Below are 15,458 nucleotides of genomic sequence, written 5' to 3'. Positions count from 1 at the left end.
CCGGGGACTTACTCCTAAAAAAACTCCGCGTACCTCCCCGCACCTCTGCGTTAAAACTCCTCACTCCCTATAAACTCCCAGCAGGAGGAGTTTGCCAAACACCAGAAAAAATACTTTCAACAGCAAAAGCAATCCTCAGCAAATCTTCCTTAAGTAAAGGCGGCCAGTCCACACCAGCCCGCCGCCCCGCCACAAATAACTGTTGACTTTTGACACTTAATTCATAAAGAGCAAAAGCCAACTCTCTATCGAGACTAGGGGATGGTTTCAAAGCTTCAAAAACAACTTTTAAAGCCAATAAAATCGACGTAATTTGACCCGGAACAGGTGGTTTTCCTTGCTGCATCCGCATCAACAAAGCATCAGGGTTTTCCTCAATTGCTATTGTTTGCCCTACTAGGAGTTTGCGAGCGGTTTCGTAATTCATTTATACAGCGCGGGGTAGGTTTTTACACAACATACGCAGTTGGTTATGCGCTAGACTTTCCTATCTGGTATGTAAGTCTAGGTTGACATACTCACGCCCGGTAGAACGGGGCGTGATTCTTGACAGTTCACAGTAACTTGCTACCGAAGTAGTCTGAGAGTCACTCCCTGTCCGTTTAAGGTCGTGCCGTTCGCGTAGCGTGCCGAAGGCATGCCCCATGCCGACCATTTCTATATTTCTAGATGCGTTTTCATCCCTTTCCTGCTCAGTACCGCAACTTAAACAGAGTATTGAGCGAACTCTAAGGTCAATTTTACCCCAACGAAAACCACAGCATGAACATACTTGACTTGTTGGTTGCCATCTATCTATTACTCGAAAATCACGATTAAACTTTTCTGATTTAGCTTCACAAAGGTTTCTAAACTCTCGCCATCCCTGCAAACTAATTACCCTAGATAGTCTAAGGTTTTTAACCATTCCTGATACATTCAAGTCTTCCAAGACAATTACTTGGTTATCGCTAACTATTTTGGTTGACAACTTGTGCAAAAAATCTTTTCTAGTATCAGTAATTTGGTTATGTAGTTTAGCAATTTTAACGCGAGTATTATTTCTCCTTTTTGAATCTTTTTGTTGCCTTGCTAATTTCCTCTGTAGCTTACGAATTTTACGGTCAGATTTTGAGTAGTCTGGACTTAAAGATTTTTCTCCATTACTCATGACTGCAAATATTTTTAGACCCAAATCAATACCTATGCTTTGGTTTTTAACAACAGTATTATTAGGTTCGACTTCTACAACAAAGCTAAGAAAATAGCGGTTAGCACAATCTTTAATAACCGTGACTGAACTAGGCTCAGATGGCCACTCTCTTGACCAAATTGGTTTTATTATCCCAATTTTAGCCAAATAAACTTCTCCAGTTTTTACAGAAAAACCTGCTTTGGTAAACTCTGCTGATTGTGAGTTGGTTTTCTTCTTAAATCTAGGAACACCAACCTTTTTACCCTTTCTCTTGCCCTTAAGGGAATTGAAAAAGTTTTTGTAAGCTACATCTAAGTGTCTAAGAGACTGTTGTAGTGGCACTGAAGAAACATCAGATAGCCACTTTCTTTCGTCAGTCTTTTTAGATTGGGTAAGCATTGCTGAGAGTTTGTTGTACCCTGGCAATTTTTCAGATTGCTTACAGATAGCTAAAGCATGTTAAACTAAGCGATTCCCTCACGAGAACCGCTCGTCTTCAAAACCGGACGTAGACTTTCACCTCATCCGGCTCCTCAGTAATAAGGCTCTTTTCATGAGTATCTCTGTTACCCGATTTGACGGGCTTAGGCTTGGCACTATTGCAGCCAAATTTGGTGCCAGAACTGCCATCACTAGCAGTCTTTTTATCGTGGCAATGACGGTGAAGTAGCTGGATATTTCTCATTTCATTCTTTCCACCTTGCGATTTGGGAATGATATGGTCAATTTCCATCACCGATTGTTCTGTAAAGTACAGTCCGCAGTAGGTACACTTACCTTTCTGTTGCTTCAGAAGTGTTGCCACTCCTTTGGGTATTTCCGGGTGTTTCCCCATTCTTGAACTCCAGTAAACTAGGTTGCCGTCATAAGGACTAGCATCGCCTTTAACTTTCACATGGCGGACAATTGGTGTCTCGCTATGTTTTAGTAACCGCAACGGGGTTTTCCCTGACTGCCTGGTTGCGAATACCCAGTTATCACCACCTATGGTTTGCCAGTATTTATTGGCTATCCATTTTCCCGATTTGTTTGGGTGGCGGTTTAGTCCCCAGCTTTTTAGTTTTTGGTATATTTTGTGACCTAGTTCGGAGAATGTTTCTCCACTAACCACAGTGCTGTAATAGTTAGCCCACCCTCTGATAATGGGGTTCAAATGGGTTATGAGTGCCGCTTGGGGGGCTGCTTTATGCTGTTCTATTACCTCGGTGATGCGGTCGTAATGTACCTTGACTTTTTCCTTGCTGGGTTTGATGAATGTCTTGAATCCAAGTGGTTTCCCGTGGGTATTACAACCCGTGTTGTATTTTCCTACTGGGTACTGCCTGATGTAAAATCCCAGGAAGTTAAACCCTGCGTCTTGCTCCTCATGCTTAATTAATGTGTGAGCAAGACGTGTTTTACTTGTTTTCAGTTCAAGTCCTATGTTATTCAACCACTCGGAGATGACCTCTTTACATCTCTGGACAACGGTTAAGTCTTCACACGAAGTCATCGGCGTATCGAATTAAGCTTAAGGATTCGCGATTACCTCGCTTGCTATGTCCTCTGGGGGTTGGTAGTGTATCTGCTACCTGCTTTATCCGTTCTTCCATCCCGTGAAGGGCAATGTTAGCCAGTAGGGGAGAAATGACCCCTCCTTGTGGCGTACCCTCAGATGTGGGGAACAACTCTTTTCCGTCCATCACTCCCGATTTGAGCCAAGCATTTATCTGGCGTTTAAGTGTCGGAAATGTATTCAATTTTCTTAGTAGTTCCCTGTGGTTGATGCGGTCGAAGCATTTGGCAATATCGGCATCTAACACATATTTGGCTTTATGCTTTATTGCGTTGAATATTGCCTCGACAGCATCATGACATGAACGTCCTGGTCGGAAGCCATAAGAGTTAGGTTCAAATCTTGCTTCCCACTCCGGCTCAAGCACTAATTTAACCAATGCCTGAGTAGCTCTATCGTACATCGTGGGAATTCCAAGTGGACGTTTTTTGTCTGTTCCTGGTTTGTCTATCCATACCCTTCGGGTGGGTTTGGATTTCCCCTTTAGCTCAAGATTTTTCACCAGTTTTAGCCTTTGGATGGGCGAGAGTTTTTTAACTCCGTCTACTCCGGCTGTACTTTTGCCCTGGTTATCTTGCGTCACGCGACGTACCGCCAACATTCTTGCCGACCAAGACCTCATCAATGTCTTTTGGAGTCTGCGAACTGCCTTCAAATCACCACGACTAGAGGCTTGGAATATTCTCTTTTGCAGCTTGTAAACCCTACGTTCCAGCTTGCGCCAGTCTGTTTGGCTCCATTCCACCGTCTGATTGTTCAGCGTATTAGACATATTTACTGCTACTCGACACTATTCCTTCCTTATTACCGTGAGTCTGTCAGCCTATCCTTACTATTACCGCAAGGCGTTTGCTTCTGACTCAATCCCACCCATCCGCAGTATCCGGTTAGCACCTACTCAGAGTATTCGACCTCTCTGAGAGCTTACGGAGGGTTACTTCGTTCCGAGTGACCATACTATGAGTCTTTAGAGTTCCACTATCCACCGGGTTTATTTAGAGATGCTGTTGGTCGAGGAACGATACGCCAACCTATTATCCTTTGCCTTTTGGCTCCAGCTAATCAGTCCTTTTTGCTGGTTGTCGTTGACGATGGTTTAAACGTGTCTTCAAACCGAAGTTTTACTCATGGACTCTCTGCTTGCCCCGCACTACCTTGGACTAGGAGTGTGGAAGGGCTTTTAATCCCGCTTTACGGATTGATGGCTAGTCGCTACCGTAGGGAATATGCTTTCACCTGGCATCTACAGGGGAGGGATTTACACCCTCATGGTCACTCAGTTGTCAAGGTTCTGTTTCGGGATTATTCCCTAATTTACCTTGCTGCTAATCCCCCAAAACCCTTACAGGATTTGGTTTCTAGCAAACGAATCGCACCATTCCAGACAACCCGAACACATCCAAACAACTGAGCTAAACTCCGTTGTTGTTGGTCTGTTGGGTAGAATCTATACTGATACCTAGCTTTCATAAATATATATCTATTGTTGTGTATGGCGTTAAGATTCCACTTGAATTTGTCTGACTACAGTCAGGGCGGAATAACTTACCCCAGCTGTACCTTCCCCTGGATGGGTAGAGTCACCCACTAACCATAAATGATTGATGGGTGTACGGTTAGCAAAACCAAAGGGGCCAAAGGTGGGAATTCTTTGACCAATACCGCCAACTATACCGCGATCGCGGGCTGTGTAATGAGCAAAAGTCCGGGGTGTGGCAGCTTCTTGATAAACTATCGTCTCTGGTTTGAGATAAAAGTATTGAGCTAGTTTGGCGATCGCTTCTTGAGTATACTTTTCTTTTAATCCTGAGTAATCTTCAGTACGCCACCACGGTTCAGGGTCAACAAAAGATGAAGCGATAATTGTCGCTTTCCCTTCCGGGGCGCGTCCATCACCTGCATGACTCACAGAAACAAATAAAGAATTATTCTCGCCAATCGGGCCATTACCATCATACATAAACTGTAAATGCGGCGGACAATCCAGAGGAATCGCACTTGCATCTACCCCTAGATAGATGACAAATGCACCGGAGGCTGAAGGTAATTTCTGCACACGCTGTTTATAGCCAAAAGGAGCTTTTTCGCCTAATAGTTGCACTAAGTTTTGGACAGTCACATTAGCAACTACATGATCAGCTGTTTCAGTCCAGACTTCGCCTGTTTTTTGATTTCTAATCACAACAGCCGTAGCTTTGCCATTTTCGACTTTGATTTGTTCGACGGTGTGGCGCATTAATAATTTACCACCGTCTCGTTCTAAAGCTGAGACTAGGCGATCGCTCAATACCTGCATACTACCCTGAAGATGAAATAATCCTTGGGGTAGTTGGGATACACTCAAAGCTGTAGCGGCGTAAAGTAAAGCTGTTTCTTCAGCATTGACTTGAGAATATAACTTGAGTTGCAAGTCTAAAAAAGTCCGCAGTCGTCGGTCATTTCCCAAGCCAAATAACCTTAAAGCATCACCCACAGTTAACAAAGTGAAAGGTGCTGTAATGAAGGTATTAGGACGTACTGCTTGAATTAACTGCCCCAAGTCCCACAAATTGCGGGGTGGTAGCACAGGGTCACGTCCCTGGAATTCCCAACTAGCATCAAATAAAGTCGCCATCAATTGCCAGAAAGGTTCGCTACCAGGAAACTGTTTTTGGCGTTCATCTTGCCATTTTTCAGGGTCACGCCAGACGTTGATAGGTGTATTTTCCCCTGGTAAATAGACTGCACAAGCTGGGTCACAGGGGGTTGCATCTGGTAAATCTATTTCTAATTCGGAAAATATCCGATGATGAATTCCCCCAGGTTCTAACCCTGCTACCTGAGTTGCACCGACATCAAAGGTAAAACCTTGGCGTTTGAATGTGGAAGCACAGCCGCCAGGGACAAGGGCTTGGTCTAGGGCTAAGACGCTGTAACCCCGATGGGCTAGCAATGCAGCCGCCGTCAGTCCGCCAATTCCCGCACCGATGACGATGACGCGGGGTTTAGTTTGGTTAATAGAAATATGAGACATTTAAGATTAGGTTTACAAAAATTAATATTCTTACTCATAATTTTACAAGCTATATAGCCGAAGAAGAAACCTCAGAATAGCAGCCTGGGACATTTCATGATATCTTTTGACTTGTTTTATAGGAAATTTCATATAAAATGGAAGATGGCGAGGATAGTATAGAAAATCCTTTACGACCTCTTGTTTGGATGGGAGACTCTCGCAAAAATATCTGTTCATTTCCTGAAGAGGTGCGTAAATCAGTAGGCTATGCACTGCAATTGGTGCAAGCTGGGCATACACCAATGGATGCCAAGCCTTTTAAGGGGGTTGGCAGTGGGGTGTATGAAATCGTCAAACGTTACGATACCGATACTTACAGGGCTGTTTATGCAGTAAAGATTGGAGAAAAAATCTATGTCCTCCACGCTTTTCAAAAGAAATCAAAGCAGGGTATTAAAACCCCACAGGCTGATGTTGATCTGATTAAACAACGCTATAAGGATGCGGTAGCAAGGGAGAAACAACAATGACTCAAGAACCGGTTTTTGAAGAAAGCAGTGGCAACGTATTTGCTGATCTCGGTTTGTCAGATGCAGATGAACTTTTTACACGGGGTAAAATAGGGATTCACGTACTGCGTCTTCTGAAACAACGCAATCTAAAACAGCGCGAAATCAGCGAATTACTTGGCATTCCGCAGCCAGAAGTATCTCGTTTGATGAGAGGAGAGTTTCAACGGTTTAGTGAGGGTAAACTGCTGATTTTTCTCAAGCGACTTGATACAGAAATCACCTTACATCTTCGGACTTGTGACGCGCCGGGAGAATCTGCTGAAACTGTGATACCGTTATAGGACTCAATTAATAGGTACTGGAACGCGGTTCAGTACCTATTTAGTTTTATTATATTTTTCTGATGACATAAGTCATTTTAATAATCAAGTTTCATTCTTGACAAGATATAACAGTGATTTTGCTTAAATCTTCACTTGGCTGATTCGGGCGATTTAAGATATAGAAGTAAGGATATGTTCACTCACTACTACCCATGACTTCAACGCTGTCTAAGTTTCCGCGTCTTAACGCCCCAAAAGTACATCAATTACCTAATGGCTTAACTATTATTGTTGAACAGATGCCTGTGGAAGCTATGAACCTTAACTTATGGATCAATGTTGGTTCAGCAGTGGAGTCTGATGATATTAACGGTATGGCTCACTTTTTAGAACACATGATTTTTAAGGGTACTGAAAGATTAGGTAGCGGTGAGTTTGAACGGCAAATTGAAGAACGTGGTGCTGTGACTAACGCCGCTACTAGCCACGATTACACCCATTACTATATAACTACTGCTCCCAAGGATTTTGCTGCACTAGCTCCTCTGCAAATAGATGTAGTATTAAATGCCAGTATTCCTGATGATGCTTTTGAACGGGAAAGGTTGGTGGTATTGGAGGAAATTAGACGTTCTGAAGATAACCCCCGTCGTCGCACTTTTCGCCGGGCTATGGAAACAGCCTATGCAGAGTTACCTTATCGTCGTCCAGTCTTGGGGCCAGAATTGGTGATTTCCCAACTGACAGCCCAGCAGATGCGAGATTTTCATCAGACTTGGTATCAACCCCAGTCGATGACTGCTGTAGCTGTGGGTAATTTACCAGAGGAAGAATTAATCGAAATTATTGCTGAAGGTTTCACTCAACATCATATTACTTCCCAATCCCCAGTCCCTAGTCCCTATTCCCCAAATCTTGAACCTGCGTTTACTGAAATTGTGCGCCGGGAATTTATCGATGAAAGTCTCCAGCAAGCTAGGTTAGTTATGGTGTGGCGAGTTCCAGGGATGAACCACTTAGAAAAAACTTATGCTTTGGATGTTTTAGCAGCGATTTTGGCACATGGGAGAACATCAAGATTAGTCCAAGATTTACGGGAAGAAAGAGGGTTAGTAACTTCAATTGCTGTTAGTAATATGAGTAATCGTCTACAAGGGACGTTTTATATTTCAGCTAAGTGTGCAGTAGAAAATTTACCAGAAGTAGAAGCAGCGATCGCTCACCATATCCGCAGATTACAATCAGAGTTAGTCACAGACAAAGAAATTGCCCGTGTTCATAAGCGTGTAGCTAACAGATTTATTTTTGGTAACGAAACACCAAGCGATCGCACCGGCTTATATGGTTATTATCATTCCTTAGTAGGAGATTTAGAGCCAGCGTTTAACTACCCAGCCTATATCCAAGCCCAAGCAGCCAAAGATTTACTCTTAGCAGCTAATCAATACCTGTGTCCAGAAGCTTATGGTGTAGTTGTCCTCAAACCAGCTTAAATTAGGGACTGGGAATTAGGGGGTGATAATATATACTAATTCCCACTTCGGATATTTCATCACTCAGAGGATGTTTGTCAAGGTGCAAAGTAGGGGCAAGTTTATCAAGAATTCTGTCTACCTACAAATTAACTTGTGAACCCGCCCCTACAAAAACCCCTCTCCAAACCTCTCCCCTACAAGGAGAGAGGCTTTCACACCCCCATTCCCTTGTAGGGAAGGGGGCTGGGGGGGTTAGGTTTGAGAGACTTTGGTGTTAAAAACAATACTTTCCAATCATCCTCTGAGCAATTATTGAATTTTGAATTTTGAATTTTGAATTTAAAATGTGGACTGAAATCGATGCCCATATTAGCCGAGTCACTGACAAAAAATTTCAGCATCAACATAAGCGTTCAGTTGGTGGTGGCTGCATTAACCAAGGGTATGCTGTCTCTGATGGCAAACTAACGTATTTTGTCAAACTCAACCAAGCATCTCAAGTTGCCATGTTTGAAGCAGAGATGCTGGGATTACAGCAGATGTACGATACTAATACGATTCGCGTACCAAAACCAATATGTTGGGGTACAGCCGGGAATTCTGGTTATATCATCCTAGAATGGTTGGAAATGGGAGGCGGTAACAGTAATTCTTGGGCAGAAATGGGACGTAGGTTAGCAGCGATGCACAAAACCACTAGCCCTAAAGGTTACGGTTGGGAGATGAATAACACCATCGGTTCTACACCCCAAATCAATACTTGGACAGCAGACTGGGTAGAATTTTATGTTAAACACCGCTTGGGCTATCAATTTCAACTTGCAAGGCGACGAGGTGGTAACTTCCCCAAACAAGACGAATTACTAGATGCTATTCCCCAACTGCTAGCCAATCACGAAGTAAAACCTTCCTTAGTACATGGTGATTTATGGGGTGGGAATGCTGGCTGTACTGTCACAGGTGAACCAGTGATATTTGATCCAGCTACTTATTTTGGGGATAGAGAAGTTGATATCGCCATGACAGAACTTTTCGGTGGGTTTCCCGCAGCTTTTTATCAGGGTTATAACGAAGTCTTCCCCTTAGATGCAGGTTATGAAACCCGAAAAACACTCTATAACCTGTACCACATTTTAAATCACTTCAATTTATTTGGTGGTGGTTATGCTTCCCAAGCTAATCGCATGATAGACCAAATTTTGCGATCGCTCCATTAGAGGGAGTAGGGGTTTAGCAATGCTAAACCCCTACAATACTTGCAATACTTACTTATTGGCGTTCTTATTTGCGCCTACCGCAAGCGGTTCCGCCTTAGCGGTATGCGCGAAACAAAAATCAAGAGACGCGAAACTTCGCGCCTCTCAAAACTACTGCTCATCACTAATAGTAGAAGGCTGAAATTGCTGTATCGGCTCAGGATTAAGCAACTGCTGCCATAATTTAATTTGGTCTTGTGCTGCATTGTAAGTAGAGCTACCCCGTGGTACTAAGCGAGCAGTTTCAATCGCTCTGGGAATATCAGAACTACCTTGAGAACGGGCAATATCTAAGATTTGCTGACTCCATTGGTCAATAGCTATATTGGCATCCATCCGCAACAAACTGCGGTTGGAAATCTGATCAGCCAATCTAATCGCTTGCAGCAAAGCTCCCGGTGTACCAGCCTGTGCAATTTCTTTGGCTTGTTGCCAATTTTCCCTAGCACGAATTTGGCCTTGCCATTCATCGATGGCGGCTTGCGCTTCCCCAGCCAGCGATCGCCCAGAAGATGCCAGTGGTCTAGCTGTATTAATTGCTGCCGTCAACTCTCCAATTTGGGCTAAGTCGCGCGCCTGAGCTAATATTGGTTGGTCTTGGATCCGCTCTATCCTACCTACCCAATTCCGAATTCTGCGGCGTGCTTCTGGATACAATGACCGACCCGGACGAATTTGGCTAGCTTCGGCGATCGCCGCTTGCAAAGAATTCATATCCCCTAAATAAGCTATTTGTTCCGCCCTTTCCAGATAAGGTTGGTCTTCAATAGTTTCTATCTGTGCTTGCCAACGGTTAATACTTTGTCTAGCTTCCGAACTGCGGGGGTTGCTTCCCGGCACCATTTGTGCTTCGGCGATCGCTGCTGTTAAATCATCAATTGTGCCTCGGCTAGCTAGTGTTCTCGCTTTTTCCAACCGGGCAACATCTTCAATTTCCAACTGCCATTGGGTAATTAGCTGTTGCGCTTTGTCATACACTGGCCGTGATGGATCAATGTCTTGTGCCAGGGTAATTGCTGATTCCAAACCTGCTATATTACCTATCCACGCACTTCTTTGGGCATCAGCCAAGGCAATAAAGTCTTCCACTTCTGCCTGTATTCCGGTAATTTGTGGAATTTGTCTGGCAATGTCTATAGCTGTATCAGCATCACGCTGTTTCATTTTCGCTTGTGCTAAATCCAGCATTTTCCGCCCGTAGGCAGGAATCAGTTCTTGCGCTTTTTGATATAAGTAGCTATTTTGTCCAATCGATTGAGCTAATTTGATCGCTTCTAGTAAATTATCTACTGATCTACTCTTAGCTAATCTTTCGGCTGTACCTAACTTATCAACGTCTTCTTTTGCTAAGGTAATAATGCCGTTCAATTGGTCGTATTTAGTCGTTGCCCAATACTTATTATCTACACGCACCAATTTAGCTGCAACCATAAACGCTGATTGCCAGCGTCGTTCCCGTAGTTCTGCTTCTGCTTCCTGGTATATACCTTCTGCCTTCGTCCAAATTGCTTCCCACTTAGCAATTTGCTCATCTACCAATTTATAAGCTGACACATCTTGGGGTATCTTGCGCGCCGTGGCGATCGCCTCTTCTAAATTCCCCGCTTGAAAACTTTGATCAGCCAGCTTTAAAATATCCCGTGACCATTGTTCTACAAACCGATCAATTTCTCCCCGCAGTGGATGGTCTGGGGGTAATTGTCGCACTAAGGCGATCGCTTGTAGCAAATCTTCAACTGTTTGTTTAGTAGCCGCCAGTTGAGCGCAATGCAGCCGCACCGACGCACTCGCTAGCGGCCAAAAAATTGACGGACAATTAGGCGCAGATGGTAACTTCAGCAGCATTGCTGTGGCCATAAATGCCACACCACCCGGAATCAGCGTTAACAATAACGCCCATCCCATCCAGCCTTTCATCCAGCCCGGCAATTTGCTTTGGCCGCTAACGCCTACATTTTTTTCTGATTCGCTGTTAATCGGGTATGCTGCGGTTTTGTTATCTGTGAGTTGCTGCACTGAATTAGACGAACCAGTAGCAGGTACACCAGAAACATCAGGTTCACCAAATTTTTGCGTTCGGGAGAATCCTCCTATCTCATCTGGTTTTCTTCCTCTGCTTGGATGCCAACTTTCTGGGATATCCCGCTCTGTCATCTCTCACACCACAAATAAGGGAATAGCGATCTGTTTTAGAATGATAATTCTATTTTTGCCATAGTAACTTTCTCATATTTCAAAAGCTACTTGTTACATTATCCTACCCACAGATAACATTAATAATTAAAAGATTCAGCCTTCTTTTATACTTAACTGGAAACCGATGACTCCCCTTGCAAATCCACAATTAATTGAGCTAAATGATCACTGCTGGCTTGATACACACTGCCGCAAAAGTCGCAAGTAGCTTCTGCCCCATCATCTTTGACAATCATATCTTGTAATTCTGCCTCACCCAACATCTTTAATGCTCCTAGCACCCGGTCAAAAGAGCAACCGCAATGAAACCGCAAAATTTGGTGTTCAGGAAAGATGCTTAACCCCATATCACCCAATAAATCATTAAATATCTCCGGTAAATTCTTCCCTGCTTGCAATAACGGCGTGAACCCTGATAACGCTGCTACCCGCGCTTCCAATTTTGCTACTAAAGCCTCATCTCTGGCAGCTTTCGGCAATACCTGTACTAACAAGCCTCCCGCCGCCGTCACTCCACCTGAACCGACAAACACCCCTAAAACCACTGCCGAAGGTGTTTGCTCAGAATTCACTAAGTAATGCGCGACATCATCACCAATCTCACCGGACACCAATTCAACTGTACTAGAGTAGGGGTAGCCGTAACCGATATCTCTGACAACATAAAGGTAGCCATTACCCACTGCACCCCCAACATCTAATTTTCCCTTAGCATTGGGTGGCAATTCTACAGATGGGTTGCCTACATAACCCCGTACTGTCCCATCTAAGCCAGCATCTACTAATATACCGCCTAAAGGGCCATCGCCTTTAATCCTCACATTCACCCTAGATCCTGGTCGCTTCATACTAGAAGCCATCAACAAACCTGATGCCATCGTCCGACCTAGAGCCGCAGTTGCTACATAGGAAAGCTTGTGGCGTTGTCGTGCCTCTTCTGTTAAGCGTGTGGTAATCACACCTACTGCACGAATCCCACCATCAGCTGCTGTGGCACGAATTAACTGATCCGCCATGAAAACCTTACCAATAATAATTTCTTACCCACTCCCCTGACACATCAGCATAGGGGTGAATCTTATATTTAGTATAACAAAACTTAACTTATACATAAGTAGCCTCAGTATCAGAGAAAATTGATATTCCGGCGAGTCTAGCCCACAGTTCAGAAACAATTTCTCAACTTAACCAAAATTCAGACAGAGCATGCCTCTATCCCCAGCAATTTTTATTTATCTATCTTCTGGTATATTTAACTAACAGCCAATAATCCTGCTCAATCAGCATTTTGAAAGCAATATAAGTTACATTAAAATTATTATTCTCATCTCAAGTTATAGCAATGGTATTATTGCTCATTAGGTGTGATGTTAACAACTAAAAATATTGCATCATCTTGATAGTTATCCTCACCATAAAAAACAACAACTCATTATCATCAAAGTGTAATTTTTAGCAATGCTAGGAAATTTTCAAAAAAGCCAACTCAGAATAGAAATTGCTGCCTCAGCCAGTGCAATTCATGATAGTTTACTGCGAACTGAACAACTCAAAAAATGGCTCCTCGGACAGCGTTTTGCCCCAGGAATACCAGACGAACTGAGTCAAGGTATCAAATTTACTACCTGGACTGGCCCCATCAGTATTCATCATCAAGTGGATGTAGCAAAATCTAACTGTCTACGCTTGCTACTCAGTGGCGGGATAGATGGTTTTCACGAATGGTATTGGGGAGACGGTTGGGTACAATCTCATTTAGAAGGCGTATCATTGATGCCGTTAAATTTAGGGCAAACTTTGAGTTTACTAAGCTTGCGTCAATTTTTGGTGGAGAAAAACAGACGCTAAAATCCCATTTTCACCTGTTTAATTGCATCAATATTATTTTAATGCGGCTTGACCACCAACACAGAACAACCAGCCTCTTCCACTACTTGATTACTCACAGAACCTAAAACAATTCGCTTCATGCCAGTTAAACCACGACTACCAATAATAATTAAATCAGCTTGGTGAATATTGGCGAGGCGAATAATTTCGTCGGCTGGTTCTCCGGCAACCAATTCTATGTGAGTTTTGACTGATAACTGTTCTTGGAAAGATTGCAATTGCTGTTCAATATGAAAAGATGAAAATCGAGCAGATTCAGGCTGAGGTCGATCAGCTGGTAATTCTGTGTCTGACTCGCCTGTGGGAAATACATGACAGAGTATGACTTTTGTCTCTGGTGACAAAACCAAATTTTCTAAAGTCTGGATGACTCGTGTTGCAATTTCCGAACCATCTATAGCTACCAAAATAGTTTTGAGCATGGCTGTTACCTCTTCCAATTCAGATTCCTGATATCAGCATGAATCAACTGATTGGCAGCCATACCAACAATTTCTCACACAAAGACTGAGTTTACATGGTAGAGACTTTGCTGTACAAAGCTTTCCCAGGTGAAGATGACAGCTGCCTAAACTTTTAGTTTGAAGCCATTAAGTATTTTTTACCAAAACTATAGGAAAAACTTAAGCATTCTCCATCAGTCTTCTTGCTGAATTCGGCGACGCACTGAATCAGCATGAGAAGGTAAGCCTTCGGCTGTGGCTAGTGCGTCAATGGCTCCTGCAACTTTTTGCAATGCTGTGGGTGAATATTGAATAATATTGGAATGCTTCAGAAAAGTTTCCACTCCCAAAGCGGAAGCGTAGCGAGCAGCACCAGAAGTAGGTAAGGTGTGGTTAGGCCCTGCTATGTAATCCCCAACAGCTTCCGGTGTAGAATAGCCGAGGAATATCGCCCCAGCATGGCGAATGTTCGGCAATAATGCCCAAGGGTCTTTAACTTCTAATTCTAGGTGTTCCGGTGCGAATTCATTGGAGAGTTCCGCAGCTGCTTCTAAAGATTCCACCAGGATGATTAAACCGTAGTGAGCGATCGCTTTTTCGGTATCTATCCGCCGGGGGTGATCAACTAATTGTCTTTCTACAGCTACTTGCACATTTTTGGCTAACGCCGGTTCTGTGGTTAACAAAATCGCCGCCGCCATCGGATCATGTTCGGCTTGCGCTAATAAATCAGTCGCCACTTGCACAGGATTAGCTGTTTCATCGGCAATGATTAGCACTTCCGAAGGCCCGGCTAAACAATCAATCCCCACAGTGCCGTAGACTAACTTTTTAGCTAAGGTGACATAAATATTCCCCGGCCCGGTAATTACATCTACCTTGGGGATGGTTTCTGTACCATAAGCTAAAGCGGCGATCGCCTGCGCGCCTCCTACCCGATAAATTTCTTTAACTCCCGCTTCTTGTGCCGCGACTAACACCGCCGGGTTAATAGTTTTATTTGCACCTGGGGGAGTCACCATGACTACACGCGGTACACCAGCCACTTTCGCCGGAATGGCGTTCATTAGTACCGTACTCGGATACGCCGCACGGCCTCCAGGGATATACAAACCCGCACGGTCTACCGCAGTGTAGCGTTTACCTAACACCACATCATCATCGCCAAACTGTACCCAGGTTTTCGGGACTCGCTGACGATGAAAGGCTTCAATTTGCTCACAAGCTAGCTGAATTGCCTGTAGTAGTTCTTTCGATACCTTTTGGTAAGCCGCATCCAGTTCCGAACCTTTGACAAGCAGTTCTTCAGGCTTGAGGTCTTGATTGTCAAATTCGGCGGTATAATGTAGCACAGCTTTATCGCCTTGGCGTTTAACTGCTTGCAACACTTCCCGCACGGTGGCTTCTTGATGAAGCACTGGTTCATCATTGGTGCGATCGCAGATCCGTTTTAGTTCTGCTCTAACGTCTGCCTGCTGAGTAATGATTCGCAGCATGGAGTAAGGACAATGCCAAAATTTTAGAATATACCCGCCTGAGAATTAGTTCTGCTATTTACCCACTGGGTACATTGCCGACGCTAATCCTCTTCTCTAGCTTAACCTGGATTTTTTTGATACTCTCAATACCTCCAGCAGTT

General features: G+C 43.9%; 15 protein-coding genes. 5 read left to right on the top strand and 10 right to left on the bottom strand.

The window, feature by feature from the left end; translation table 11 throughout:
* Positions 1–67: 67 nt before the first annotated feature.
* From A3775_RS04820 to crtD, 6 genes are all read right to left on the bottom strand, one after another.
* Complete coding sequence (locus tag A3775_RS04820; RefSeq protein ID WP_066384541.1) at positions 68–427, bottom strand: Dethiobiotin synthetase; 360 nt, start codon at positions 425–427, stop codon at positions 68–70.
* A gap of 60 nt (positions 428–487) precedes the next feature.
* The gene (locus A3775_RS04815) at positions 488–1,600 is read right to left on the bottom strand and encodes a transposase (RefSeq protein WP_255363851.1); all 1,113 of its coding nucleotides are present in this window, start codon (positions 1,598–1,600) and stop codon (positions 488–490) included.
* A 70-nt stretch (positions 1,601–1,670) separates the two neighbouring features.
* Positions 1,671–2,666 (bottom strand): group II intron maturase-specific domain-containing protein, encoded by a 996-nt coding sequence (locus tag A3775_RS24920; protein ID WP_231866944.1) that lies wholly within the window; start codon positions 2,664–2,666, stop codon positions 1,671–1,673.
* A complete protein-coding gene (locus A3775_RS24915) occupies positions 2,653–3,501 on the bottom strand; it encodes a reverse transcriptase domain-containing protein (protein WP_231866943.1) in 849 nt (282 codons plus the stop codon). The genes A3775_RS24920 and A3775_RS24915 overlap by 14 nt, the downstream gene beginning before the upstream one ends.
* A 542-nt stretch (positions 3,502–4,043) precedes the next feature.
* Complete coding sequence (locus A3775_RS23395) at positions 4,044–4,199, bottom strand: helix-turn-helix domain-containing protein (protein WP_231866942.1); 156 nt, start codon at positions 4,197–4,199, stop codon at positions 4,044–4,046.
* Between the two features lie 28 nt (positions 4,200–4,227).
* On the bottom strand, positions 4,228–5,742 hold the full coding sequence (crtD, locus tag A3775_RS04805; RefSeq protein ID WP_066424089.1) for a C-3',4' desaturase CrtD: 1,515 nt from the start codon (positions 5,740–5,742) through the stop codon (positions 4,228–4,230).
* 137 nt (positions 5,743–5,879) lie between these two features.
* Between crtD and A3775_RS04800 the strand changes: the two genes are divergently transcribed.
* The 4 genes from A3775_RS04800 (at position 5,880) to A3775_RS04785 (ending at position 9,251) form a co-directional block, all read left to right on the top strand.
* Positions 5,880–6,254, top strand: a complete 375-nt coding sequence (locus tag A3775_RS04800; protein ID WP_066424086.1) for a type II toxin-antitoxin system RelE/ParE family toxin — start codon at positions 5,880–5,882, stop codon at positions 6,252–6,254.
* Positions 6,251–6,577: a helix-turn-helix domain-containing protein gene (locus A3775_RS04795; protein ID WP_066424085.1), complete on the top strand. Its 327-nt coding sequence runs from the start codon at positions 6,251–6,253 to the stop codon at positions 6,575–6,577. Before A3775_RS04800 ends, A3775_RS04795 begins: the two co-directional genes overlap by 4 nt.
* A 194-nt stretch (positions 6,578–6,771) precedes the next feature.
* Complete coding sequence (locus A3775_RS04790; RefSeq protein WP_066424082.1) at positions 6,772–8,052, top strand: pitrilysin family protein; 1,281 nt, start codon at positions 6,772–6,774, stop codon at positions 8,050–8,052.
* 326 nt (positions 8,053–8,378) lie between these two features.
* Positions 8,379–9,251, top strand: a complete 873-nt coding sequence (locus A3775_RS04785) for a fructosamine kinase family protein (protein WP_066424080.1) — start codon at positions 8,379–8,381, stop codon at positions 9,249–9,251.
* 150 nt (positions 9,252–9,401) lie between these two features.
* Here the strand turns inward: A3775_RS04785 and A3775_RS04780 are convergent, their stop codons facing one another.
* Entirely contained in the window at positions 9,402–11,444 is a 2,043-nt protein-coding gene (locus A3775_RS04780) for a chromosome segregation ATPase (RefSeq protein ID WP_066424079.1), read from the bottom strand.
* Between the two features lie 152 nt (positions 11,445–11,596).
* Entirely contained in the window at positions 11,597–12,502 is a 906-nt protein-coding gene (hslO, locus tag A3775_RS04775) for an Hsp33 family molecular chaperone HslO (RefSeq protein ID WP_066424078.1), read from the bottom strand.
* A gap of 442 nt (positions 12,503–12,944) precedes the next feature.
* On the opposite strand from hslO, the gene A3775_RS04770 reads away from it, so the two are divergent.
* Entirely contained in the window at positions 12,945–13,334 is a 390-nt protein-coding gene (locus tag A3775_RS04770) for a hypothetical protein (protein WP_066384570.1), read from the top strand.
* Between the two features lie 38 nt (positions 13,335–13,372).
* Here the strand turns inward: A3775_RS04770 and A3775_RS04765 are convergent, their stop codons facing one another.
* Both A3775_RS04765 and hisD read right to left on the bottom strand, forming a co-directional pair.
* On the bottom strand, positions 13,373–13,798 hold the full coding sequence (locus tag A3775_RS04765; RefSeq protein ID WP_066384572.1) for a universal stress protein: 426 nt from the start codon (positions 13,796–13,798) through the stop codon (positions 13,373–13,375).
* A 215-nt stretch (positions 13,799–14,013) separates the two neighbouring features.
* Complete coding sequence (gene hisD, locus A3775_RS04760; protein WP_066384575.1) at positions 14,014–15,315, bottom strand: histidinol dehydrogenase; 1,302 nt, start codon at positions 15,313–15,315, stop codon at positions 14,014–14,016.
* Positions 15,316–15,458: the final 143 nt, after the last annotated feature.

The sequence above is a fragment of the Anabaena sp. 4-3 genome (assembly GCF_001597745.1).
Taxonomy (GTDB): Bacteria; Cyanobacteriota; Cyanobacteriia; order Cyanobacteriales; family Nostocaceae; genus Trichormus.
Note: the sequence above shows the minus strand (reverse complement) of the source record. Positions and strands in the feature narration are given on the sequence as shown.

Coding starts and splice junctions, on each gene's coding strand:
- A3775_RS04765 (WP_066384572.1), bottom strand. CDS start 13,798: ATGCTCAAAACTATTTTGGTAGCTATAGATGGTTCGGAAATTGCAACA.
- A3775_RS04785 (WP_066424080.1), top strand. CDS start 8,379: ATGTGGACTGAAATCGATGCCCATATTAGCCGAGTCACTGACAAAAAA.
- A3775_RS24915 (WP_231866943.1), bottom strand. CDS start 3,501: ATGTCTAATACGCTGAACAATCAGACGGTGGAATGGAGCCAAACAGAC.
- A3775_RS23395 (WP_231866942.1), bottom strand. CDS start 4,199: ATGAAAGCTAGGTATCAGTATAGATTCTACCCAACAGACCAACAACAA.
- crtD (WP_066424089.1), bottom strand. CDS start 5,742: ATGTCTCATATTTCTATTAACCAAACTAAACCCCGCGTCATCGTCATC.
- A3775_RS04780 (WP_066424079.1), bottom strand. CDS start 11,444: ATGACAGAGCGGGATATCCCAGAAAGTTGGCATCCAAGCAGAGGAAGA.
- A3775_RS04795 (WP_066424085.1), top strand. CDS start 6,251: ATGACTCAAGAACCGGTTTTTGAAGAAAGCAGTGGCAACGTATTTGCT.
- A3775_RS04790 (WP_066424082.1), top strand. CDS start 6,772: ATGACTTCAACGCTGTCTAAGTTTCCGCGTCTTAACGCCCCAAAAGTA.
- A3775_RS04770 (WP_066384570.1), top strand. CDS start 12,945: ATGCTAGGAAATTTTCAAAAAAGCCAACTCAGAATAGAAATTGCTGCC.
- A3775_RS04800 (WP_066424086.1), top strand. CDS start 5,880: ATGGAAGATGGCGAGGATAGTATAGAAAATCCTTTACGACCTCTTGTT.
- A3775_RS04820 (WP_066384541.1), bottom strand. CDS start 427: ATGAATTACGAAACCGCTCGCAAACTCCTAGTAGGGCAAACAATAGCA.
- hslO (WP_066424078.1), bottom strand. CDS start 12,502: ATGGCGGATCAGTTAATTCGTGCCACAGCAGCTGATGGTGGGATTCGT.
- A3775_RS24920 (WP_231866944.1), bottom strand. CDS start 2,666: ATGACTTCGTGTGAAGACTTAACCGTTGTCCAGAGATGTAAAGAGGTC.
- hisD (WP_066384575.1), bottom strand. CDS start 15,315: ATGCTGCGAATCATTACTCAGCAGGCAGACGTTAGAGCAGAACTAAAA.